The 23,726-nt window shown below is 43.2% G+C and carries 22 protein-coding genes and 1 pseudogene; 12 read left to right on the forward strand and 11 right to left on the reverse strand.

The genetic code is table 11. The annotated features are described in order from the left end of the window. The first annotated feature begins 422 nt into the window (after positions 1–422). The 8 genes and pseudogenes from ilvD (at position 423) to leuD (ending at position 10,928) form a co-directional block, all read left to right on the forward strand. The gene (gene ilvD, locus RCG24_RS11915) at positions 423–2,090 is read left to right on the forward strand and encodes a dihydroxy-acid dehydratase (protein ID WP_308077061.1); all 1,668 of its coding nucleotides are present in this window, start codon (positions 423–425) and stop codon (positions 2,088–2,090) included. Positions 2,091–2,649: 559 nt separating this feature from the next. Then, positions 2,650–4,377: an acetolactate synthase large subunit gene (gene ilvB, locus RCG24_RS11920; protein ID WP_308077062.1), complete on the forward strand. Its 1,728-nt coding sequence runs from the start codon at positions 2,650–2,652 to the stop codon at positions 4,375–4,377. After that, positions 4,374–4,898 carry an acetolactate synthase small subunit gene (gene ilvN, locus RCG24_RS11925; protein WP_202654898.1) on the forward strand — a complete coding sequence of 175 codons (525 nt, stop codon included), beginning with the start codon at positions 4,374–4,376 and terminating at the stop codon, positions 4,896–4,898. Before ilvB ends, ilvN begins: the two co-directional genes overlap by 4 nt. 45 nt (positions 4,899–4,943) lie before the next feature. Continuing rightward, positions 4,944–5,974: pseudogene (ilvC, locus tag RCG24_RS11930) on the forward strand (ketol-acid reductoisomerase). Beyond that, complete coding sequence (locus tag RCG24_RS11935; protein WP_202654896.1) at positions 5,961–7,502, forward strand: 2-isopropylmalate synthase; 1,542 nt, start codon at positions 5,961–5,963, stop codon at positions 7,500–7,502. Before ilvC ends, RCG24_RS11935 begins: the two are co-directional and overlap by 14 nt. A gap of 146 nt (positions 7,503–7,648) precedes the next feature. Further along, positions 7,649–8,755, forward strand: a complete 1,107-nt coding sequence (leuB, locus tag RCG24_RS11940) for a 3-isopropylmalate dehydrogenase (RefSeq protein WP_202654895.1) — start codon at positions 7,649–7,651, stop codon at positions 8,753–8,755. A 167-nt stretch (positions 8,756–8,922) separates the two neighbouring features. Then, entirely contained in the window at positions 8,923–10,341 is a 1,419-nt protein-coding gene (gene leuC / locus RCG24_RS11945) for a 3-isopropylmalate dehydratase large subunit (protein WP_308077063.1), read from the forward strand. Between the two features lie 2 nt (positions 10,342–10,343). Next, the gene (gene leuD / locus RCG24_RS11950) at positions 10,344–10,928 is read left to right on the forward strand and encodes a 3-isopropylmalate dehydratase small subunit (RefSeq protein WP_308077064.1); all 585 of its coding nucleotides are present in this window, start codon (positions 10,344–10,346) and stop codon (positions 10,926–10,928) included. Between the two features lie 145 nt (positions 10,929–11,073). On the opposite strand, the gene RCG24_RS11955 is transcribed toward leuD, so the two are convergent. The 3 genes from RCG24_RS11955 to RCG24_RS11965 all read right to left on the reverse strand — a co-directional run bounded on the left by RCG24_RS11955 (position 11,074) and on the right by RCG24_RS11965 (position 13,183). After that, the gene (locus RCG24_RS11955) at positions 11,074–11,388 is read right to left on the reverse strand and encodes a DUF3892 domain-containing protein (RefSeq protein ID WP_202655028.1); all 315 of its coding nucleotides are present in this window, start codon (positions 11,386–11,388) and stop codon (positions 11,074–11,076) included. 123 nt (positions 11,389–11,511) lie between these two features. Further along, the gene (locus tag RCG24_RS11960) at positions 11,512–12,615 is read right to left on the reverse strand and encodes a DUF4179 domain-containing protein (protein ID WP_308077065.1); all 1,104 of its coding nucleotides are present in this window, start codon (positions 12,613–12,615) and stop codon (positions 11,512–11,514) included. Continuing rightward, entirely contained in the window at positions 12,605–13,183 is a 579-nt protein-coding gene (locus tag RCG24_RS11965; RefSeq protein ID WP_202654891.1) for an RNA polymerase sigma factor, read from the reverse strand. The genes RCG24_RS11960 and RCG24_RS11965 overlap by 11 nt, the downstream gene beginning before the upstream one ends. Positions 13,184–13,320: 137 nt before the next feature. On the opposite strand from RCG24_RS11965, the gene RCG24_RS11970 reads away from it, so the two are divergent. Next, complete coding sequence (locus RCG24_RS11970) at positions 13,321–14,874, forward strand: glycosyl hydrolase family 28-related protein (protein WP_308077066.1); 1,554 nt, start codon at positions 13,321–13,323, stop codon at positions 14,872–14,874. 126 nt (positions 14,875–15,000) lie between these two features. On the opposite strand, the gene RCG24_RS11975 is transcribed toward RCG24_RS11970, so the two are convergent. Further along, positions 15,001–15,573: a DUF1836 domain-containing protein gene (locus RCG24_RS11975; protein WP_202654889.1), complete on the reverse strand. Its 573-nt coding sequence runs from the start codon at positions 15,571–15,573 to the stop codon at positions 15,001–15,003. Positions 15,574–15,704: 131 nt separating this feature from the next. On the opposite strand from RCG24_RS11975, the gene RCG24_RS11980 reads away from it, so the two are divergent. Both RCG24_RS11980 and RCG24_RS11985 read left to right on the forward strand, forming a co-directional pair. Further along, positions 15,705–16,352 (forward strand): PAQR family membrane homeostasis protein TrhA, encoded by a 648-nt coding sequence (locus RCG24_RS11980; RefSeq protein WP_202654888.1) that lies wholly within the window; start codon positions 15,705–15,707, stop codon positions 16,350–16,352. 160 nt (positions 16,353–16,512) lie between these two features. Then, complete coding sequence (locus tag RCG24_RS11985) at positions 16,513–17,334, forward strand: YitT family protein (protein ID WP_202654887.1); 822 nt, start codon at positions 16,513–16,515, stop codon at positions 17,332–17,334. Between the two features lie 99 nt (positions 17,335–17,433). On the opposite strand, the gene RCG24_RS11990 is transcribed toward RCG24_RS11985, so the two are convergent. The 7 genes from RCG24_RS11990 to RCG24_RS12020 form a co-directional block, all read right to left on the reverse strand. Continuing rightward, positions 17,434–17,811, reverse strand: coding sequence for a DUF488 domain-containing protein (locus RCG24_RS11990; RefSeq protein ID WP_308079165.1), 378 nt, complete (start codon positions 17,809–17,811; stop codon positions 17,434–17,436). Positions 17,812–17,948: 137 nt separating this feature from the next. Further along, a complete protein-coding gene (locus RCG24_RS11995; protein ID WP_202654885.1) occupies positions 17,949–18,179 on the reverse strand; it encodes an excisionase family DNA-binding protein in 231 nt (76 codons plus the stop codon). 129 nt (positions 18,180–18,308) lie between these two features. Beyond that, on the reverse strand, positions 18,309–19,244 hold the full coding sequence (locus tag RCG24_RS12000; protein WP_308077067.1) for a dipeptidase: 936 nt from the start codon (positions 19,242–19,244) through the stop codon (positions 18,309–18,311). Between the two features lie 92 nt (positions 19,245–19,336). Continuing rightward, the gene (locus tag RCG24_RS12005) at positions 19,337–19,666 is read right to left on the reverse strand and encodes an ArsR/SmtB family transcription factor (protein ID WP_308077068.1); all 330 of its coding nucleotides are present in this window, start codon (positions 19,664–19,666) and stop codon (positions 19,337–19,339) included. Beyond that, positions 19,667–20,086 (reverse strand): SRPBCC family protein, encoded by a 420-nt coding sequence (locus tag RCG24_RS12010; RefSeq protein WP_308077069.1) that lies wholly within the window; start codon positions 20,084–20,086, stop codon positions 19,667–19,669. Positions 20,087–20,250: 164 nt separating this feature from the next. Continuing rightward, entirely contained in the window at positions 20,251–21,567 is a 1,317-nt protein-coding gene (locus RCG24_RS12015) for a purine/pyrimidine permease (RefSeq protein WP_308077070.1), read from the reverse strand. 21 nt (positions 21,568–21,588) lie between these two features. Beyond that, the gene (locus tag RCG24_RS12020; protein ID WP_308077071.1) at positions 21,589–22,557 is read right to left on the reverse strand and encodes a bile acid:sodium symporter family protein; all 969 of its coding nucleotides are present in this window, start codon (positions 22,555–22,557) and stop codon (positions 21,589–21,591) included. A 203-nt stretch (positions 22,558–22,760) separates the two neighbouring features. On the opposite strand from RCG24_RS12020, the gene RCG24_RS12025 reads away from it, so the two are divergent. Beyond that, positions 22,761–23,627, forward strand: a complete 867-nt coding sequence (locus tag RCG24_RS12025) for a LiaG family protein (RefSeq protein WP_202652781.1) — start codon at positions 22,761–22,763, stop codon at positions 23,625–23,627. The last annotated feature ends 99 nt before the right edge of the window (positions 23,628–23,726 follow it).

Below are 23,726 nucleotides of genomic sequence, written 5' to 3' on the forward strand. Positions count from 1 at the left end.
CTCTTTCAAGCCTCCCCCTATTTTCCCTCTATAAAAAATTTTCATAATTTTTATAACTATAAACTTTTCCTATTACATCAAGTTTGTAAACGCTATCAATGATTTTTACTAATTTGAATTGTCTGATTTTTGTATTGACCGGGTCAACATTTGGATGTATGATTATCGAAAATAAAGACTTCACAGTAACAGCGCCTATTTATATCCACATGACCAACCGGATAGAGTCAGGCGTTTCTTTTAAAATGAGTCTTTAATCGTTTAAAGCGTTTATCCTTTGAAAAAAACTTTAAGAACTTCTCTTAATCCATATTTTCAGAAAAATCAATATAATAAGGATTCGCAATCGTAACCACGAAAACGGACGGCTTGTTCAGCTCAATTAAAACCGTTCCGCAGTATGTAAGAGGAGGCGCTTATAGATGCGCAGCGATATGATTAAAAAAGGGGTTGACCGGGCTCCCCACCGCAGTCTTTTATACGCTACCGGAGTCAAAACGAGTGATTTGGATAAACCGTTTATCGGTGTCTGCAACTCGTTTATTGAAATTATCCCCGGGCATAAACATCTTAATCATTTCGGTGAAATTGTTAAGGAAGCCATCCGCGAGGCCGGCGGTATCCCATTCGAATTTAATACGATCGGTGTTGATGATGGGATCGCCATGGGGCATATTGGCATGAGATACTCACTGCCGAGCCGCGAGTTGATTGCCGACAGTGCTGAAACTGTTATTAATGCTCACTGGTTTGATGGTGTTTTTTACATTCCAAACTGTGACAAAATCACTCCAGGAATGTTAATGGCAGCCGCGAGAACTAATGTCCCATCCGTTTTTGTTTCCGGCGGACCAATGGAAGCAGGGGTGAGTTCATCAGGCCGACAGCTTTCGCTTACCTCCGTATTTGAAGGGGTAGGAGCCTACCACAATGGAACAATGACACAGCAGGAATTATTTGAAATTGAAACAAGTGCCTGTCCTACCTGTGGCTCATGTTCAGGAATGTTTACGGCAAACTCGATGAACTGCTTAATGGAAGTTTTAGGAATGACTGTTCCCGGTAACGGAACAATTGTTGCAACCTCTGAACAAAGATATGACCTGATTAAACAGGCCGCAAAATACTTAATTGAATTAATTAAAAAGGATGTTCGTCCGCGTGACATCATGACGAGAGAAGCCTTTGACAATGCTTTTGCTCTCGATATGGCAATGGGCGGTTCAACCAATACCGTGCTTCATACATTGGCGATTGCTCATGAAGCCGGAATCGAATACGATTTACGCGAGATTAATCGCATCGCCGAAAAGGTTCCTTATTTGGCAAAAATCATGCCAGCTTCCGATTATTCGATGGATGATGTCCATCGTGCCGGCGGCGTGAGTGCAATTTTAAATGAACTCTGCAAAGTCGAAGGTGCCTTAAATAAGAATTGTATCACCATTACAGGAAAAACTTTGGCAGAGAATGTAAAGGATGCAAAAATCCTGAACGAAAATGTCATTCGTCCGAAGGATCATCCATACAGCCCTGTTGGCGGCCTTTCGATTCTATTTGGAAACATCGCACCGGACGGCGCCGTCATCAAGGTGGGGGCAGTTGATCCTTCGATTAAAACATTCTTGGGTGAAGCCATCGTCTTTGATTCACAGGATGAAGCTCAGGAAAATATCAATAATGGTACTGTCAAACCGGGTCATGTAGTCGTTATCCGCTACGAAGGACCAAAGGGCGGACCGGGAATGCCGGAAATGCTTGCTCCAACTTCAGCCATTGCCGGCCGTGGCCTCGATAAAGAGGTTGCTTTGATTACTGATGGACGGTTTTCCGGCGCAAGCCGCGGAATTTCCATCGGCCACATTTCACCGGAAGCTGCAGAAGGCGGTCCAATCGCCTTAGTGCAAAATGGCGACAAAATTTTAATCGACCTAACGGCTCGTTCGATTGAACTACTTGTCGATGATGAGGAACTTGTCGAAAGACGCCGCAATTGGGTAAAACCAGAGCCCAAAATTAAAACAGGCTGGCTGGCAAAATACTCCAAGCTTGTAACTTCTGCCAATACCGGCGGAGTCATGAAGATATAATTAACCATTCTTAGGGAATTTTTAGTACCCTTCCCCTTCAACAGAAGTTAAGGTGCTAAATACGGATGAAAATTTCATAAGCAAAAATCGATGACGGGAACAGTGGAATAAGAAATTGTATTTCCAGAGAGCTGGGGTTGCTGGAAGCCCAGTAATACAACTTATTCCCGACTCATCCCCGAGTGTTAAACTGAACGGTTTTTTTACTCAGTAGGTTTAATCAGGTGTGAACGTCAAACACCTGTTACCAAAACGAAGCGTTTGACCATGTTTAACGCTTCATAAGGCAGTATTCGCAAGGATGCTGTAAACCCGGGTGGTACCGAGAAAATGTTTAGGCCTTTTTCTCCCCGATTAATCTGCTATTTTATTTAATCGCAGTTTATTTGGAGAGATTAAGGCCTTTTTCCTTTGTAAAAATGACGGTGTGTAAAAAAACACTTGTCTGCTACAGCTTTAAAAGCTCAGGAGCTGCTACATCTGGAGCGGCTTAAATAAGCATAATGGTTTAAATAAAATTTTTAAAATATTCAATTACCCACAAGGAGGGAATTACGACGTGAAAGTAGAAGCAAAGCTGGAATTCCAGACCAGTGCCGCACCGAAAACTGGTGCAGACCTTCTGATTGATCTATTGATTAAAGAAGGGGTTGAAACGATTTTTGGCTATCCGGGAGGTGCCGTTCTACCAATCTATGATGCGATCTATAAAGCGCAGGATCGGATTGGTCATATTCTTTTCCGCCATGAACAAGGTATGATTCATGCTGCAGAAGGTTATGCCCGAATTACCGGGCAGCCGGGAGTCGTCCTCGCGACTTCAGGACCCGGAGCTACCAATTTGGTCACTGGAATTACAGACGCCATGATGGATTCCTTGCCGCTCGTGGTATTCACAGGGCAGGTTGCACGTTCTGTCATTGGTACAGATGCCTTCCAGGAGGCAGATGTTATGGCGATTACGACACCCATTACAAAGCATAACTACCAGGTGCAATCGATTTCTGATCTACCAAGAATTGTAAAGGAAGCTTTTCATATTGCTTCTACCGGAAGACCAGGACCAGTCTTAGTCGATCTTCCAAAGGATGTAACCTCCGGCATCTTGTCCGAACCACTTGAGGAATCGGAGCTTGATTTACCGGGCTATCAGCCAACATACAAGCCTAACTCATTACAAATTAAAAAAATGGCAGAATCACTGGCCACAGCCCATAAGCCTGTCATTTTAGCAGGTGCGGGGGTACTTCATGCAAAGGCCACCCAGGAGTTAACAACCTTTGCGGAAAAACATAACATTCCGGTTGCCACTACGTTACTGGGCCTTGGAGCCTTCCCTGCCGACAGCCCTTTATCCTTGGGGATGGCAGGCATGCATGGAACTTATGCTGCAAACATGGCTTTATATGAAACTGATTTATTAATTAATTTTGGTGCCCGTTTCGATGACCGGCTGACTGGCAGCCTTAAACACTTTGCACCATTTGCGAAAGTAGCGCACGTTGATATTGATCCTGCTGAAATCGGCAAAAACGTACCAACGCAAATTCCAATTGTCGCAGATGCCAAGGCAGCATTAACAGAACTGCTGGAGCAAACGGAAAGCTCTCCAACAACAGAGTCATGGCTGGAAAAACTCAAGCAATACAAACAAGATTTCCCGCTCTGGTATAAACATGATCCTAAAGGAATGTGTCCGCAATGGCTGATCGAAGCAGTACACAAGGTAACGAATGGTGATGCCATTGTTGCAACTGATGTTGGGCAGCATCAAATGTGGGCGGCCCAATATTACACCTTTAACAAGCCACATCGCTGGATCACATCAGGAGGACTTGGAACAATGGGTTTTGGCTTCCCGGCTGCAATCGGAGCACAAATTGCTGCACCTGAAAGTACAGTGGTGGCGATCGTTGGCGATGCAGGCTTCCAGATGACTCTGCAGGAACTTTCCGTCATATACGAACGGAACCTGCCGGTCAAAATTATCATCGTCAATAATGGAGCACTTGGAATGGTTCGCCAATGGCAAGAACTTTTATATGAGAATCGCATTTCCCATTCCCTGCTTCATTCACATCCTGATTTTGTGAAATTAGCTGAAAGCTATGGCATTCGCGGCGTCAGGATTGATAATCAGGAAGACTTGGTCGCTTCTTTGCCGGAATTGTTCGCTTTTGAGGGACCGGTTTTAGTTGATTGCCGTGTCCTGCAGCAGGAAAAAGTTTTTCCAATGATTGCTCCTGGTAAAGGGCTTCATGAAATGATTGGGGTGAAACCAGTATGAAACGCATTATAACCTTAACTGTCCAAGACCGAAGCGGTGTGCTCAACCGTGTCACCGGTCTGCTGCAAAGACGACAATTTAATATTTCCAGCATTTCCGTCGGCCCTACTGAAACCGAAGGCGTTTCAAAAATGACCCTTGTCGTTGATGTCGAAGATGGGCAGCGGCTGGAACAAGTGACGAAACAATTAAACAAGCAAATTGAAGTACTCAAGGTATCCGATATTACTGATAAGGCCATTGTCGCTCGCGAGCTGGCACTGATCAAAGTATCATCAGGTTCCCAACTGCGCAGCGAAATTAACGGGCTGATTGATCCATTCCGGGCGATTATTGTAGACGTGTGTAAGGAAAGTATTACCGTTCAAGTCACAGGTAAACCGGAAAAAGTTGATGCCCTGATTGATCTGCTTCGCCCCTTTGGAATTAAAGAAATTGCCAGAACCGGCTTGACCGCCAGCTTACGCGGCCATCAGCCTCAAAGTAACGAACAAACACCATACTCATTAACAGCCCGTTAATACGGGTTTATATAATCTACTATTTTTTGAAAGGATGAAATAATCATGGCAAAAGTACTTTATAACGGAGATATTCAAGAAGAAGTTTTACAAGAAAAAAAATCGCCATCATTGGCTATGGCTCACAAGGTCATGCTCATGCCCTCAACCTAAAGGAAAGTGGATTTGATGTAGTGGTTGGCTTACGTCAAGGTAAGTCTTGGGACAAAGCCGTTGAAGATGGCCTAGATGTGATGAATGTAGCTGAGGCAACGAAAGCCGCAGATGTAATCATGATCCTTCTGCCAGACGAAATGCAGCCAAAAGTATATCAGGAAAGCATCAAAGATAATCTTGAAGCCGGCAATGCTTTAGTGTTTGCACATGGATTTAACATTCACTTTAACCAAATCGTTCCGCCAGCAGATGTGGACGTATTCATGGTTGCTCCTAAAGGACCAGGACATTTGGTACGCCGTACTTATACAGAAGGCGCCGGGGTTCCTGCCCTATATGCAGTATATCAAGATTATTCAGGCGCTGCCCGTGACCTTGCCCTTGCTTATGCAAAAGGAATTGGTGCTGCCCGCGCAGGCGTATTGGGAACTACCTTCCAAGAAGAAACGGAAACGGACCTATTTGGTGAGCAAGCCGTACTTTGCGGTGGTGCTACTGCCCTGATCAAGGCAGGCTTTGAAACACTTGTGGAAGCCGGCTACCAGCCTGAAGTAGCCTACTTCGAGTGCTTACATGAAATGAAATTAATCGTTGACCTTTTATACGAAGGCGGCTTGGAAAACATGCGCTATTCTATCTCTGATACCGCTCAGTGGGGCGATTTCGTATCAGGACCACGCGTAGTGAATGAAGATACAAAAGCCCGTATGAAAGAAGTATTAAAAGACATCCAGACAGGTGTATTTGCCAAAGGCTGGATTTTAGAAAACCAAGCTGGCCGGCCGCAGTTTAATGCAATCAACCGGGCCGAGAATAATCATTTAATCGAAAAAGTCGGCCGTGAGCTTCGCTCTTTAATGCCATTTATTAAAAAACCTGTAAATGAGAAGAAGGAAGTGGTGGTCAATGGTTCACGTTAACATCTTCGACACAACTTTACGTGATGGTGAGCAGTCCCCTGGTGTGAATTTAAACCAGCTGGAAAAATTGGAAATTGCCAGACAGCTTGAACGGTTTGGAGTTGACATTATGGAGGCCGGTTTTCCGGCTTCCTCTCAAGGAGATTTTGAAGCGGTAAGAGCGATTGCGCGAACAATCAAAAATTCCTCCGTTACCGGACTGGCACGGGCGATTAAATCGGATATTGACATTGCGTGGGATGCGTTAAAAGATGCAGCGGAACCAAGATTGCATGTGTTCATTGCCACCTCCCCTATCCATATGCAATACAAACTGATGAAAACACCAGAACAAGTCGTACAAACGGCGGTTGACATGGTTTCATATGCAAAGCAAAAGTTTACTCATGTGGAATGGTCAGCTGAAGATGCCTCGCGTTCTGACCTTGATTTTCTTGTTCAAATTATTACCAAGGTGATCGATGCCGGTGCCACCGTCATCAATCTTCCTGATACCGTCGGCTATACAACACCGGAAGAATATGGCCGGATGTTCCGTTACATTCGCGAAAATGTACCCAACATTCATAAAGCAGCCCTTTCCTGTCACTGTCATGACGACCTTGGAATGGCCGTAGCCAATTCCCTGGCAGCGATTGAAAATGGGGTCACACAGGTGGAAGGTACGATAAATGGCATTGGTGAACGTGCCGGTAATGCCTCTTTAGAGGAAATCGCCGTTGCCTTAAATATTCGTAAGGATCGTTATCCATATACAACGAATCTAGTTTTAAAAGAAATTAAACGCACCAGTGACTTAGTCAGCCGCTTTACCGGCATGAAGGTTCCCGGTAATAAGGCAGTTGTCGGTAAAAATGCCTTTGCCCATGAGTCCGGGATTCATCAGGATGGCGTATTAAAAAATGCCCTTACCTATGAAATTATTACTCCTGAAATGGTCGGCGTTCAGTCCAATGATCTCGTTCTCGGAAAACACTCCGGACGCCACGCTTTTAAGGATAAAATCGAACAAATGGGCTTCGAGCTATCTGCTGAGAAGCTTAACGAAGCATTCACAACATTTAAACAGCTAACCGACCGTAAGAAAGAAGTAACCGATGAAGATTTATTTACCATCTTAATCGATATTCAAACGGCAGCTGTCGATGTCAAAAAATATGAACTGGTTGCTTTCCAGGTTCAATACGGTTCTGCAAACCTGCCAACTGCTACAGTTGCCTTAACTACTCCCGACGGGGAAAGAGTCGAAACGGCACGCACTGGCAGCGGCAGCGTTGAAGCCCTGTACAACACATTAGAGGCCCTGATAAAGGAAAGAATTCATTTAACCGACTTTACCTTAAGCTCAGTCGGCAGCGGCCGCGACGCCTTGGCAGAAGTCCATGTAAAAATGTCCGTCAACGACACAAACGTCAGCGGACGCGGCTCTTCCCAAGACGTCCTGGAAGCATCCGCCAAAGCCTTCATCAACGCTGTCAACCGCGTATTCTTTAACCAAACCATTGCAGTAAAAGAACCAGTACTCTAATATACATTTACTTTTTGTAATTTAATGGTATTCGGTGTCAGGCACCACTCGTGGACAAATGTCTTCCAGTGGTGGACACATTATTTTCCATATTTATTTTAGTATGAGGTACCGTCATTTTTCAAATTTATAAGGAGGTTGCTCTAATGAAAAAACGTATTGTTTTACTTCCCGGTGATGGGATCGGTAAGGAAGTCATGAATTCCGCAAAGGAAGTATTGTCCGCGATTGCGGAAGAATTTAATCACACATTTAACTTTGAGACCCATGAAATCGGAGGAGCAGCCATTGATAGTTACGGCACACCTCTTCCGGAAACAACTGTAGATGCCTGTAAACAGGCAGATGCAGTTTTACTTGGTGCTGTCGGCGGACCTAAATGGGACCAAAATCCGTCTCATCTTCGCCCGGAACGGGGTTTGTTGGGAATCCGAAAAGCTCTTGATCTATATGCCAATTTGAGACCAGTCAAAGGATTCAAAAAACTGCTGCATGCCTCCCCATTAAAGGAAGAGGTTATTTCAGGAAGCGACCTCCTTATTGTACGTGAATTAACTGGCGGGCTTTACTTCGGTACACCAAGCGAACGACGCAATAACGGTCAGGATGTAGTTGATACTCTTGCTTACAGCCGCAAAGAGATTGAAAGGATCGTAGATAAAGCCTTCCAAGCTGCCCAAGGACGGCGCGGCCGCCTTACCTCAGTCGACAAAGCAAACGTTCTTGAATCCAGCAAGCTCTGGCGTGAAATTGTCGAAGAGAAAAAGACTCAGTATCCTGATGTTGTAGTGGAGCATGTTTTAGTTGATGCAGCTGCCATGAAGCTAATTACAAACCCTACTCAATTCGACGTTATTGTCACTGAAAACATGTTTGGCGACATTTTAAGCGATGAAGCATCCGTTTTAACCGGCTCCTTGGGGATGCTCCCATCTGCTAGTTTAAATGAGTCCGGGGTAGGTCTTTACGAACCGGCGCACGGCTCGGCACCTGATATCGCCGGCAAAGGAATCGCCAACCCGCTGGCGATGATTTTATCAGCAGCGATGATGCTCCGTTATTCTTTCAATTTAAATGACGAAGCAAAATTGATTGAAGATGCGGTTGAAGCTATCCTTGATTCCGGTTTCCATACTGCTGACCTGAAGGTTCAAAATGGCCGGCAGGTAGGCACGGTAGAAATGACTCATCTAGTCGTTGACTACATTAAGACTCAATCTGCTTCTAAATGTATCGCCAGCTGTTATTATTAATTGTTTAACTGATTAACTGGCGTTGCGGGAAAACCGCGTTTGTTTTTGTGGTTTTCCCGAACTTTTTATTGGTAAGCTATTCTATTTATAACAGTTACCGGCAAGTCGGGAATATTTCTTGCATTTACTAGACTTACCAAAATCTATTAACGTGAGGAAGGAACACAATGCAAACTCCAAAAAACATTATTCAAAAAATTTGGGAACAGCATGTTGTCCATCAAGAGGAGGGAAAACCAGATTTACTTTATATCGATCTGCATCTCGTCCACGAGGTAACCTCTCCGCAAGCGTTTGAAGGTCTTCGCATGAACGGCCGCAAAGTCCGCCGCCCAGATCTTACTTATGCGACAATGGACCATAATGTTCCAACCCGTGAACGTCATATGATCAAGGACCCCATCTCGAAAAAACAAATCGATACCTTAAAACAAAACTGTCAGGAATTTGGCGTTACCCTTGCCGACATCAACCATCCGGATAACGGAATTGTCCACGTCATCGGCCCTGAACTCGGCCTCACCCAGCCGGGAAAAACGATTGTCTGTGGTGACAGCCATACCTCGACACACGGTGCCTTCGGCGCGCTTGCCTTCGGAATTGGGACAAGCGAAGTGGAACACGTCCTGGCAACCCAAACACTTTGGCAGGCACGTCCTAAAACTTTGAATGTCAAAGTAAACGGTAAACTGGGTACCGGCGTTACCGCTAAAGACTTGATCTTAGCGATTATCGGAAAATTTGGTGTGAAGTTTGGAACCGGCTATGTCATTGAATATACAGGTGAAGCGATTCGTGCAATGTCGATGGAAGAACGCATGACCGTTTGTAACATGTCAATTGAAGGCGGTGCCAGAGCGGGATTAATTTCCCCAGATGATACGACAATTGAATATTTACGGGGCCGGAAATATGTTCCCCAAGGGGAAGCTTTTGAAGCAGCGGCAGCTCGTTGGAAGGCGCTTGCTACTGATGAAGGGGCCGTTTATGATGCGGTTGTCGAAATCGATGCCGCGGAAGTCGAGCCACAGGTAACCTGGGGAACAAATCCTGGCATGTGTATTCCGGTCACAGCAAACGTCCCTAGCCCCGAAGACACTGAAAAAGCCAGCGAAAAGGATGAAATCAAGCGTGCCCTCGAGTATATGGGACTTGAAGCCGGTCAGCCTATTTCCAGCGTCAAAATTGACCATGTCTTCATCGGTTCCTGCACAAACTCCCGACTAAGCGACCTGCGTAAAGCGGCAGAAGTTATCCGCGGTAAAAGAGTGGCCCCTTCTGTCAAAGCCATTGTTGTACCTGGCTCCTTCAGCGTGAAATTAGCTGCTGAAAAAGAAGGCTTAGATCAGGTATTTACAGAAGCAGGCTTTGAATGGCGCGATTCCGGCTGCAGTATGTGCTTAGGAATGAACGATGACATCATTCCATCCGGGGAACGCTGTGCGTCTACATCGAACCGAAACTTCGAAGGCCGTCAAGGCAAGGGTGCCCGCACCCATCTTGTCAGCCCGGAAATGGCAGCAGCGGCCGCGATTGCCGGTCATTTCGTAGATGTTCGCAAGTTCACTGCCCAGGAGGTTATGTAACCATGGAACCATTACGTATACACGAAGGACTTGTTTGTCCGTTAAATCGGACAAATATCGATACAGACCAGATTATTCCAAAACAATTTTTAAAGCGGATTGAACGCAGCGGCTTCGGGCAATTTCTGTTTTACAATTGGCGTTTTGATGACGATGGCAATCCACGCCCTGATTTCCCATTGAATGCATCACAATATAAAGGCGCCTCGATTTTAGTGGCGGGTGAAAACTTTGGCTGCGGTTCCTCTCGTGAGCATGCCCCATGGGCGATTCAAGATTTCGGCTTTAAAGTCATTATCGCTCCAAGCTATGCTGATATTTTTAAAAACAACTGTGTGAAAAACGGCATTCTTGCCATTCAAGCAACTGAAGAGGAAGTTCAGACAATCATCAAAAAGGCGGAAACTAAAGGGTACACCTTAACGGTAAATCTTGAGAAGCAAGTCGTTACCGACAAAGAGGGATTCGAGATTCATTTCGATATTGCTCCTTACCCGAAAGAAATGCTGCTGAACGGCTGGGACGAAATCGGGGTTACCTTAAATTATGAGGATAAAATTAAGCAATATGAACTAGCCTATTCTTAAATGAGCCCATTTCCCGGGCTCATTTTTTTCGGCATTTCATCACGAAATTTTTTTGCAATAGTTTCTCTAATCCTTTTTTGCGGACTTACTACAAAAAGTCATAAGAAAAGCTTCACTCATAATTTTGAGCAAAGCTTTTTTAGGGCTAGAATTCTGGTAACTGATCCAAATTATTTTCTTTAATTCCATCCGGTTCACTGCGAATAATCTCTCGACCGTATTTATGAAACACATCTACATGGGCAATGTTGCCTGCCTTTGCCTCATCCAGAGCCGTCAGATAATCAAGTTCGCGGCCGGTATTGGTTTTAAAAGCAATAAGATCACCCTCATCATTTTTCTTAACAGCAACAAACTCTTCCTTTCCATCAGAGTTCCTTTCCCGTGCTTCGTCCTGTACCTGCAGTTTGCTTTGCTGCTTATATTGTTCATAGATTTTTTCAAAATCATTCTGTCCCATCATTTCCACCTCCCAGCATTATAAGTATCTTTCTTTTTAATAAAAAATATCCAGAAAACCCCAAACTGTCCACCCCACGTGGACAAATCGCTACATTTGTCCACGTGAGGTGCCTGACACCAATTATTTAATTGTCTTTTTGTCCTTGCTGGTGATGATGATTTCGTATGGGTCGCCTTTTATCTTTTTCCAAATTTCTTCTGAGTGGATGAAGTCTTCTGTCATTGCTTTTAGATCAGATGCTAATTCGGTTGCTTTCGGGTCTGTGCTTTTGAGCTTGATTCGGATGTGGATTTGCATTTTTTCTCCATTTAAGCTTTTGTAGCCTACACCGGAGACTTGATATTTTTTGTAGGTCATGAATTCACTGCCGATTCCGCTAACGGCATCGCTCCAGCGTCTATATTGCTGTTCTTTTGCCTGATTAAATATCCTGTATTTTACTTGAACCGAGTCTTTTCCTGCTGATTGTAAAGCCTCTTCTACGGCCTTTTTAATTTCGGCTATTTTATCTTTTGTTTCTGTATTAGGAAACTCCAGTTCAATCGTTTTTGGACCGCCACCCCAGACTTGTTCGTACCCATGAGCATCAAGGATTGGTTTTACAATATCAAAGACCTCCCTTGTCTCCTTGTCAATTTGAGCCTGTTTCTTTTTCCACTCCTCCGGCTCATCTACAAATTTTCGGACTCGCACATAATAATCCTCATACCTTGTACCCTTATATTTTTCACCATGAATGATTTGGAAAGAAATTTTCTCAACCTCAGGTTTCATTCTTTCTACCTTTTCTTCTGATGTATCGAGAAAAACATATACTCCTTCCTTATTTCCGCCGACATGCTCCTGTACCCGTCTAACCGGGTACCCCTCCTTTTTAAGTTCCTTCGAAATTAAATCGGAGAGGTTTTCGTTAAATCGATCATAGATCGCACTTAGTGGCGGAATTTTACCAAGAAATTTAGCCATTGTCGGTGAAACAAAACCTGACCCAGCAAACAAGAGAATACTGGCTACTGCGGCGCAAGTAAAAGTACTAACTTTCTTTCCGAAAGTCCATTGCTTCTTCACCTTTTTTTGGAACTGATTCCATTCCTGACTAACCTGCTCCATTCGTTCCTCAGTAAACTCGCCTTCTTTATATCTTTTAGGAAGTTGTTTGGTAAACCTTTCAAGAGAAACGGGAACCTGGATTTCATCCAGTTCGACCTCTTTTTTAGATTCCATTTGTTTTTACCTCCAACAAATATTTGTTGTCCTTTTTCATTAGTTCGGCCAATTTTTTCCGTCCCCGGACCAGCCTTGTTTTTATCGTATTGTTTTTTTCATTTAAGATCAGGCTAATCTCTTTAATTGATAGATCTTCATAATAGTGTAGAAGAATTGGCACACTCTGCTCTTTTGGCAGGCTCATGATAAGGGATTGCAATTCCTGCTTATTTTCATTTTGCACCGCCTGGGATTGCACCGATTCCGAGATCATTTTTTCCAAGGCTTCAGGATTTTCCTCAATATCAGAATAATGATTCCTTGCATTCTTTCGGTAGACATCAATCGAGCGGGAATACACAAGCCGGTAAAACCAGGCCTTAAATTGCCGGATATCCTTGTTTCTCATAATACTTATATAGCAATCTTCCAATGCGATTTGCACAGCATCCTCAGCTAACTCCTTTGAATGGAGAATCAGATAAGCAGTTTTAAATGCTGCGGGTAGTAATTCTTCCACTAGCAAACTAAATGCCTCTTCATCCCCCAATCGGATCCGATTTAGTAAATATTTTACTTTATCCAAATGGTAGGGCCCCTTTCCATTTCATTGTGTCTACTTATTATGTCGTTTTTGAGGATGGATTTGGTTTCATTTTCTGGATAATTTTTTCGAAAAAACTTATATAATACAATTATTAAGTATTTCTGGAGTGAGACATCATGCTCAATTTAGCAAAAAATCATGACCCGCGAAAAAATACGGAGCTGCTGGCGCAATTTACTGGCAAGCAATTAGATATACGTGCAGCTCTCGAAGAAACGAAACAACTTTTCCTGGAATGCTCCTTAAAGGAAATCCCTTTTCCTTCAGGAAAGGACTGTAAACACTCGCTTCCTTTTTCACAAAGAATCGGGTTGGTTCTGTTTTGGCCCTTTTCAAGGCCCGTTGAAAAAACGGTGCCCGTCCAAATTAAGGTTGACGATCATGGAAATGTGTATCCGGATTGGATGCAAAAACTCGACGATGAATACAGGCAATTAATCGAGAACGTAACGAAAGAGGTGAATCTAACGGATTTCGGTGCGGTTGGAGACGGAAAAACGGACTGTACTGCCGCCTTCCAAAAGGCAATTGGGAAAGGCAAAGTAAAACTGATCATTCCGGAGGGAACTTTCATTACAAAAGGTATTCGCCTGCCCTCCTATACATGGCTTGTCGGTGCTGGAAAAGGTGCCACCACAATCAAATTACATAACAAAGCCAAAAAAGGAACGAGACTGTTAACCAATGCTAACCATTGGCAGGGAAACCACCACATTATGGTTCAGGGACTCAGCCTTGATTGGAATGTCGAACGGCTTGGGAGCATTCCGAAAACAAGCACCTGGGGAAATCACTCCAGCTGTTTAACCTACGCGAATGTAATCTATGGCTGGGTAAAAGATGTCGAGGCCATCAATCCGGGGCTGCACGGTTTTGATATTTCCTCGACACTGTACAATTATGCTGGCGACGGCAGGCGCGCCCGGGGTGGCAGCAAGTATGTTTGGATTGACAACGTTAATAGCTGCGGCTTTGGTGATGACGGCATCACCACCCACCATAGTGATTATATTTTGATTTCTAATTCCCACATGTGTGACCCAAGTGGACGAGCCCATCGGAAAGGTTGTTCCAATTCGAATGGAATCGAAATCGATGATGGCTCACAAAACGTCGTGCTGGTAAACAATTCGACTGCCCGTTGTTTCGGCGGGGTGGAAATCAAAGCACACCAAAATTCTTCAGCAGCCGCGAATGTCCAGATTATCGGACATCTTTCGGTGAACGGCAACCGTTCCTATAATTTCCGCCACATTGGGCATCACAAAATGGAAGATCCGGAGTCGAAAACGGCGTTCAATATTTTGGCAACGAACCTCGTCTCAATTGAGCCTGTGTCTACGGATTTATATAAAAATTCCACACCACGCAGTTTAGTCGTTTCCGGATATAAAAATGTCGTCCTTAATCATTTCACAGCCATTGGCAACCCGAATTATGATTATTATGGCGGCCCGGTCGCAGCGATTCAGTACCGGGCAAGAAATGTGATCCTGAGTAATTTCTCTTTCAAAAACTTTACAACCGCAGGTACAGGCATTAAGGTGTTCGGCGGAAAAAACCGGGCGGACTCTGTCCGTATTCGCCATGTTGAAATCTGTAATTCAACCATGGAAGCTGTTTCTATTGGCCAGGGCATTCGGGATTTAACAGTAGAAAATGTTAAATGACTGGCAAGTCTGTTAGAGCGAAGGCAGAGGCGTAGTTGAATTATGCGACACAGGAAAGGAAATATCAAACATAATCTTAACAAAAATTAAAGCGCCAAAAGCTTATTTTTGGCGCTTACGCTTTTCTTATTTTTCAATTGTCATTTCGTCAACAAGCTTTTCGGCAACCCTACGATATAAACTGCTCATATGGACGAGGGAAGCAATCATCAGCACATGTTCTAGATAATGCGACTTATCAACTTGTCCGTCGCCAATTTCTTCCTTCACTTCTACCACTCGTTTGTCAATATCCTCGTTAAAATCTGCAACATTCTTTTTAGCTAAGTTTAAATAGCTGTTATAAAAGGAATCCAAATCAATTTCATTGTTGAGAATCTTCTTGTTGATTCCATCCAGGGTCGTCTTAATATCATTGATCGAAAGTGCAGCCTTCAACTGGTATATGAGACTAATTAAAATAAGATGCTCCTTGGAATACTTTTTGTTTCTAATCGGAAAAATCAGCTTTCCCTTTGCATAATTATTAATCATCGTCTTCGTTAAGACCTTTTCCGAATCATTCCGTTTCGATTCAGCAAATGTTTTCTCAAACAACTGAATCACTTGATCCATGTATAAATCGATCTGTGGTATTTCTTCTAAAGTTAAATTGGCCTCCAAGTCAAGCTTTTCAATAATTTGATTGATCGTTTCCATAATTTTATCCTCGTTTGTCATGTGATATTTTTCATTATACATGAGAAAATTGGCATTGACTAGATTATAATATAATTGTATTATAATATGTAGTTATTAAAACTATATGATGTCTTGAGGAGGCAAATTGCATGAATAGTTACATACGGGAACCTATTAATGGACTAACACATTTAGCCGGCGCTATTTTATCATTTATTGGACTTCTGGCAATGGTGATTAAAGCATCGATCACGACGCCTACGCCGCTTGCGATAACGGCTGTGATCATTTTCGGGATTAGTATGATATTGCTTTATTCCGCTTCGGCTACCTATCACATGGTTATTGCCAAGGACAAAGTGATTGCCTTTTTAAGACGCCTTGACCATTCTATGATCTTTATTCTGATAGCCGGGACCTATACACCGTTCTGCTTCATCAGTTTAAGCGGAAAAACCGGGGCCATTCTGTTTTCGGTAATTGCCGCAGTTGCCATCAGTGGTGTTGTTTTTAAAATGATCTGGTTTCGTTGCCCCCGCTGGATTTCAACCGCTTTGTATATCGCCATGGGATGGATGATCATCTTTGTATTCTCGCCTCTTGCTGGCAGCATAAACCCAATCGGGTTGTTTTTATTAGTGCTCGGGGGAATTTTTTATACTGTTGGCGGCGTCATTTACGGATCAAAACCAAGGTTTTTGCAATTCAAGCATTGGGGCTTCCATGAAATTTTTCACGTATTTATCTTGCTCGGCAGCCTGGCTCATTTCCTCAGTGTATTTCTCTATGTAATTTAAAAATATCAACTTATAAGAAAACGCCGTTTATGAAAAAGCGGCGTTTTTTATTTTTCTAAAAAAGTTACGAATTTCCCCTCTCTTTAACAGGCAAGATAGCTTAAAATAAGAATGTTGTTTTTTCGCAAACAAGAATTACTATTTCATCGAGGTGTTTATTTTGTTTCGACTAGTTTTTCAAGTCATCGTCATTGGACTTTGTTCTATCCTTTATGGATTCGCTTTAAATACGTTTCTTATACCACATAAATTGACTTCAGGTGGTGTAACTGGAATAGCCTTTTTCATCCATCACTTTTCAAATATTAATACAGGCACGATCGTCTTTATTCTTAACATTCCATTATTTATTTTGGGCCTCATTTATTTAGGAAGAAAGTTTGTCTTTCTGACAATATATTCGGTTACCGTTCTGTCATTAAGTATGAAAATTATTCCAACGAATGCGATTAGCCCTGATATTATGTTGTCCTCGATCATCGGCGGGGCGATTTATGGAATAGCTGTTGGTATTTTAATCAGAATGGGAGGTTCAACCGGAGGGACCGATATCGTCAGCCTCGTACTTGCGAAAAGGAAGAATTGGCAGGTCGGCTTTTTGAATACATGTATGAATCTGATGGTTGTCGGTATTTCTGGTCTCATTTTCGGCTGGAATATCACGCTTTATACGATTATTGCGATTTATGTTGCCGGCCGCGCCATTGATATGGTTTACACGACGCAAAATAAATTAACATTAACGATTGTCACAGAAAAATATAACGAGTTAAGTGATGCGTTAATTCATTTGCATGCCCGGGGAGTGACCATGACGGATGCCGAAGGAGCGTACACCCATAAGCCTAAAAAAGTGTTAACCACCGTTATTACCAAATTCGAGTTAAATGAAACAAAACATACGATTCGAACGGTTGACCCGAAAGCGTTTGTGAACATCACGCAAACGTTAGAAGTAATGGGACGGTTCCGCAAAGATTAATCTTAAAGATCGTGTCAAAAAGGCAAGATCAGGATCGGCAGCAAAATTCGGTACTGAATGTTGATTATGAAAAATCGGCCGCAATGTGCGTGCCGATTTTTATTTCTTATTAGTTTGGGTAAGCCGCTGCAGTTCCTCTAACAAGACGACTGCATGATTATAAACCGGATCTTTCGCGCCATACAGGAGCGTAACTCTGTCTTTTTCAGCAAGCTCAAATATTTGCTTAACCGCTTGGATTTGCGACTCGCCGGTATGAAGCTCTTCAAGATATCGCTCACGAAACTCTGCAAACAACTCGGGCTTATGGCAAAACCATTTCCTAAGTTCAGGACTGGGGGCAACATCTTTGAGCCAAACAGTCAGCCGCGCATTCTCCTTCGAAATCCCCCGCGGCCACAACCGATCAACTAAAATTCGGCTCCCATCCGCCTCATCATACGGATCATACACCCGCTTCAGAAAAATATTTGACATCATTTCACCCCCTATTTAGCAGCAACGAACCTAAATCCCCACTCCGTCTTCACACATTTACCTAATTTTCCAATTAATGTGTCCACCCTATGCAGACAAATGTCCACGGACGGTGTCAGGCACCAATTTTACAGTAGTTAATCTTCATCTTTTACATCCGGGTCTTCAGGGATGGGGTCGTTTAGGATTTCTTCGATGAGCTGTTTGTATTTTTCCATTTGTTTTAAGTGGGTGTTGAATTGTTCTTTGTTGATTAAGTATTGGCTGCCGTCATAGAGGGCACGAATTTTCCGGTGCTGGATTAGTTTTTCGACACTTGCTTGTGGAATTGATAGATATTCTGCTGTTTCCTTCACGGTTAAATACATGTAAACGTTACTCCTTTTTCAAAAATTCTAGTTGCTCGACCACCTGTCAGGCTCTTCCTTTAGTCATCGGCTTGTAACAAGGAATTTAAAACTGCCTCCTCTCTGATCTTAACCCTATTTCTCTTGTTTTCATTTCCCAATCCCCGGCCGATGGTCAAGGAAATTTTGTCCGGCAAATCCCCTGACCTCATCTTCAGAGTAATGCTTTAATAGCTCATTAATCAGATTTTGCTGTTTCGAGGCATCCTCCAAATCTACCACAAAGGAGGTGATACCATCAAAATCGGATCCTAAGCCAATTTGTTTTACACCGCCCAATGAACAGAAGTGGTCGATATGCTTCACCAGATCGGTAATAGTTGCCTTTCCCGTTTCTTTAATAAAAGGAGGATTATAGACAACGTGGATCAATCCGCCTTTTTTAAACATCGCCGCTGCCTGCTCGTCGGTTAAATTCCTCGGGTGGTTACAAAGTGTTCTGGCATTCGAATGACTGGCAATCGGGTACTGGGCTAATTCAATGACATCCCAGATACCCTTATCACTCAAATGAGAAACATCAGTAAATATTTGATGCTGATTATTAAGCGAAACAATTTCTTTTCCCAACAGCGTCAACCCGCCACCGCGCGGTTCACCTGCCCCATCCGCTGCCAAGTTGGCGTTGTTCCAGGTCAAACCGACTGAGCGGACACCTAGCTGATAAAGGATGTGGAGCTTTGCTAAATCATTACCAATCGCATCGACACCTTCCAGCGTTAACATCGCGCCAATCTGGCCGATTTTTAGCCGATCAAAATCGGACCAATCTTTAATATGAACCATGTCCGGATTTCTCCCAAGCACTTCTTGGTAAAAATAATCTATTTGTTCAAGTGCAACCTGAAATTTTTGATCAGACGGCAACTCCGGCTCAATGAAGATTGCAAAACACTGAGCCTTTACCTGGCCCTGATGCAGCCGCGCTTTATTAGCCTGGAGCTCAGGGGCATCAGCAAAACGAAGCACTCCCTTCGTTTCCCACAGCCTCCACAAAACATCGCAATGTAAATCGATGATATTCACCGCCACCAACTCCTTTTCTCAAAAGTGTAGCACAAATCTTCCGATGGTAAAGAAAAAGAGCCGGGGAACTTCCCAGCTCAATGCGGCAGGGCCTATTCAGAATCATTTTCCCGATCACTTTCCAGCACGTATTTAAGTTTCGAAAGTTTGTTGCTCCAAAACAGCTCATAAAATTGCCGCAGCTCAGTTAACGGTTCCGGATGGAGCCAATAAATTTTTTCTCTCCCTTTCTTGCGGCCGTGAACTAACTCCGCTTCCGCAAGAACTTGAAGATGTTTCGCTACAGCCGTACGGCTCATCGGAAAATGGGCACTTATTTCCGAGATGGGCAGCTCCTTTTCAGCCAGAAGTTTCAAGATTTCTCTCCGTGTCGGGTCAGCAACCGCTTGAAACACGTCACGTTTTTGTGCTGTTTGCAACACTTATCCCTCCACAAGCTGCTTTAGCTTCTGGACAATTCCCGCCCAGCCTTTTGACATCGTCTCATGAATAACTGATGCTTTTTGACCTGCTTTTTCAATCGTTTCATCAGGCCGCTTCCAACCGCCATGGATAAGAGTAAATTCTGTTTTATCTCCCAACTCTTTTAAAATAAATGAGGCAAACCAGCCCTCTGTATCCCAAGTGAAAGATAACCGATTAGGCGGATCAAATTCGGTGACTTTGCATGGTGAAGGACCAAAAGGTGATTGTAAATGAAATTCATACCCCACCTCAGGCTTGAAATCATTCGGCATAAACCATTCAGCAATCCCTTCAGAAGTGGAAACCTGCTGCCAAACCTGCTGAATCGGTGCTTCAATGATGATGGACTGCTTGATATCTGGTAGTTTATTTTCCATCCTTTTTACCTGCTTTCTGTTTTATCATATAAAACCATTTGGTTTCACTTTCTCAGTATATAAAACCAAAAGGTTGCATGTCAACCCTATCCTTTACTATAAGGGTTCCAATTTCCACTGTAAAAAAACGTCCCCTCACCATATTGGTGAAGGGAAAAATTCCATCATTGTTTTGCTGGTAATGAACTTTTTTTAGACGGAAAAATAACATGCTCCAGCAACAGGCATAAGATCAAGCCAACTAAAAGTCCGTTTGATACAATGTTCCGCAGCCACGGGGCGACACTGGCAAACGCCTCGGCCGGTAAAAACATCATCCCGATGCCAACCATTAAAGAAAGCCCGATTACCAGTAAATTTCGGGTGGTCGGCCCGATACTCATTAAATCACGAATTCCAAACCCCATCATTTGTGAGAATGGAATAAACAATGATGCATAGGCAACTTCCAATGGCAAGGTTGCTAAAAATCCGCCGATATACGGAAAAAACCCTGCAGCCATAATCAAAACAGCACCTACGATTATTGGACGCATCTTTTTAATGCCAGTGGTGCCGATAAATCCGGCAGAAACTGATAAAGGCACAACCCCCACAACGGAGAACAAGCCGGAGACGATTAAGTTTAAGCCATTACCGAAAATCCCCTTCTGATATTGTTTCGGCTGTACTTGCTTTTCTAACGCAATCCCTACCACTAAAATACTAGCGATCACATTAGAGATTAACACCACGGAGGTAATGATTGATGTCAGGACAATGCCGACATCGAACTCTGGCGTTCCCCAAGCCAATAGCTGCGGCAGCTTAAACCAGCCGGAAGGCTCATAAACGTTCCCTTGATGAATCAATCCGAAAAAATGGAACAACAGCCAGCCGACGACAATTCCGATTAACGGTCCCATACTTTTCAAAATTCCCTCGAATTTCAAAGAAATAATTAAAATAATGATAATTTCAATCAAACAAATCAAGGTTATTTTTCCATCCAAATGGCCTGTAGCAGTGATACCAAGAATACTTTGGAAGAATGAACCGCTCAGCTGGCTGACAAGCAGGATTAAATAAACCCCTGTGACAATCGGAGTAAAGAGGTTACGAACCTTTTCAACGACTGGCAAAAGCCCTAGGACGCCTAAGAAAATCCCGGCAATCATAAGGCCCATTTCCAATTGCTGGAGTAATAGCCCGCGATTCCCGGGAGCACTCATGGTCCCCAGAAGAATGAAAATGGCCCACCACATTCCTGCTGCTCCTTCAATAACCGGCAGCCGGTGGCCAAAATAGATTTGAACCAATGTCGCGGCCCCGCTGACAAATAGCATTCTTTCCATAAAGGTGGAAATTTCCGCCGGTGACATCTGAAAGGCGGCCCCGACCACAACCGGAACAGCAATGATATTCGTCAGCATAAAAACCGCCCACTGAATCCCTTGTATTCCTGACAACCATCCACTCTCTTTTTTATTTAATTCAGTCATGATAAAAAAACCCTTCCTTCTCTACACAGCAACAGAATCTTGTTTTTCCAATCTTTTGTCGTAGTACCTGGCAATAAAATGCCCGTTCAATGAAGCTAGAATCTGCTGGAAAAGCATGCCGATGACAACCGGAACAGCAACCGCCGGTGGAAAATAAGTAACTCCAATAACCGCTCCGGCACTGATGTTTCGCATCCCCCCGGTAAAAGTCAGGGAAATTACTTTATCCCGCTTCTTAAGCAGCAGCTTCCCCAGGTAAAAAGAAAATAAATATCCGGTGAAGGCAATGAAGAAAACAACTGCAGCGATACCGATCAGCTTCAAATGAGCATTTTTTAAATATGGCGCCACAACGGCCCCATTTAGCATAACGACAAAGCCAAGACAAATTTTTGAAAAAGGCGCCAACCGCACCCCTAATTGATTATTTATTTTTCCCTTCGTCATTTGGTTTAACAGCATACCAATAATGGAAGGGACGACAACCATTCCCAATAAGCCCTTCATAATGTCCAAATAATCCATTTCAATTTTTTGCCCCATGAAAATGGATAGCGAGTACGGGACAATAATGGGCGAAAGGAAGGTGTCAATTAAGATTACGGATAAAACCACCGGAATATTCCCTTTATAAATCGACACCCAGATAAAGCTTGTAATCCCTGTTGGAATGACCATCGCTAATATAAGTCCGGTAATCGTGTAGGCGTCACTCGGGAAAATGATATGTCCCACCCCCCAAGCCCAAATCGGCATAAGGATATGTAGAATCATCATCGCGATAAAAATGGGGAATGGATGGGTCAGTACATCCTTCAGCGATTGGAAATTGGATCCCAAACTCCCGGCAAAGGTCATAAAAGCAAAAATCCAAGGAACTAAAAAAGAAAAATCCTTAAGGTTTGTACTTAGTAACACACCGATGATTACACTTACAGGCGTTATGAACGGCATCAATTTTTCCAATCGTTTATTTAGCTTTTGCAGCATATTGGGCATCTCCAAACTTTCACTTCTTGCTGTAACATTGCAAAGAATATCATAACATGGAACCAAACTTTTCGTGAATCGAAAAATATTCTTTTTCTACGCCCTAAGTCTTAGAAACAATTAAACCCCTAGTACATAGCGAAAAGTCAAAGAATTTCATATTCTAAATGTAGAAGAAGTTGGTTAAAAGGAGTTGTATAAAAATGAAGCGCATTTTAATTTTGTTATTGGTTATTACTGGGTTATATCTTATTCTTCATCAGTCGTTTCAGTTCAATTGGTTTAATGTCAGTAATGCCGATGGGCAAGCAGCTATTACCAAAGATATCAATGTCATTAAGGTGGATGTCGGAAGCGTTAGTACAGAGATTATCCCTGAAGACCGTTCTGACTTGAAAGCAGTCTATCAAGGAAGACAAAAGCTCACAGTTACGGACAAGGGTGATACGGTGGAAGTATCCTTGAAAAAGAAATGGTTCAATTGGTTTAACTGGTCGTCTATTTCGGAAAAAAGCAAATTAAAAATCTACCTTCCGGAAAACTATAACCGCAGTATGGTTATTGATTTAGGCTCTGGAAATGTAAACTTTTCCGGAACTTCCCAAAACCAGCCGATGAAACTAGAGGAATTATCCGTTGATATTGGCTCGGGTAATATTAATCTCAAAAATCTTCATGTGAAGCACTTAAAACATGACGTTTCATCAGGAAATGCCAATATCGATTCCTTAACTACCCAATCCAGTGCGTTTAACGTCAACTCCGGGAACATCAATCTCAGTCATTACTCAGGCGCATTGGAGGCAGATGTTTCTTCCGGAAGATTGAAGGCACAGCTTGATAAGGTCAACGATTCGATCAAGATCGATGTTAGCTCAGGTCTGGTGCAGCTGGATTTACCTGAAGATGCTGATTTTACCCTTAACGGAGAGGCCAGCAGCGGCATCATTTCCAATGACTTTCCACTCAGATCCAGTGAAAACGGCAAAAAGCATATAAGCGGAACTCATGGCAGTGGAAAACACAAGATCGACCTCGATGTCTCAAGCGGAGTCATTAGAATCTATTAATGCGAAAAGTGCTCGGACCTAATTCGGGTACTTTTTTTAGAATTTTTAGCTCCTCAAAAAGGACAAAGTCCAAAAGTCTAAAAATTTCATAGCCTATAT

It is taken from the genome of Neobacillus sp. OS1-32 (genome assembly GCF_030915425.1).
Classification (GTDB): domain Bacteria; phylum Bacillota; class Bacilli; order Bacillales; family Cytobacillaceae; genus Neobacillus; species Neobacillus paridis.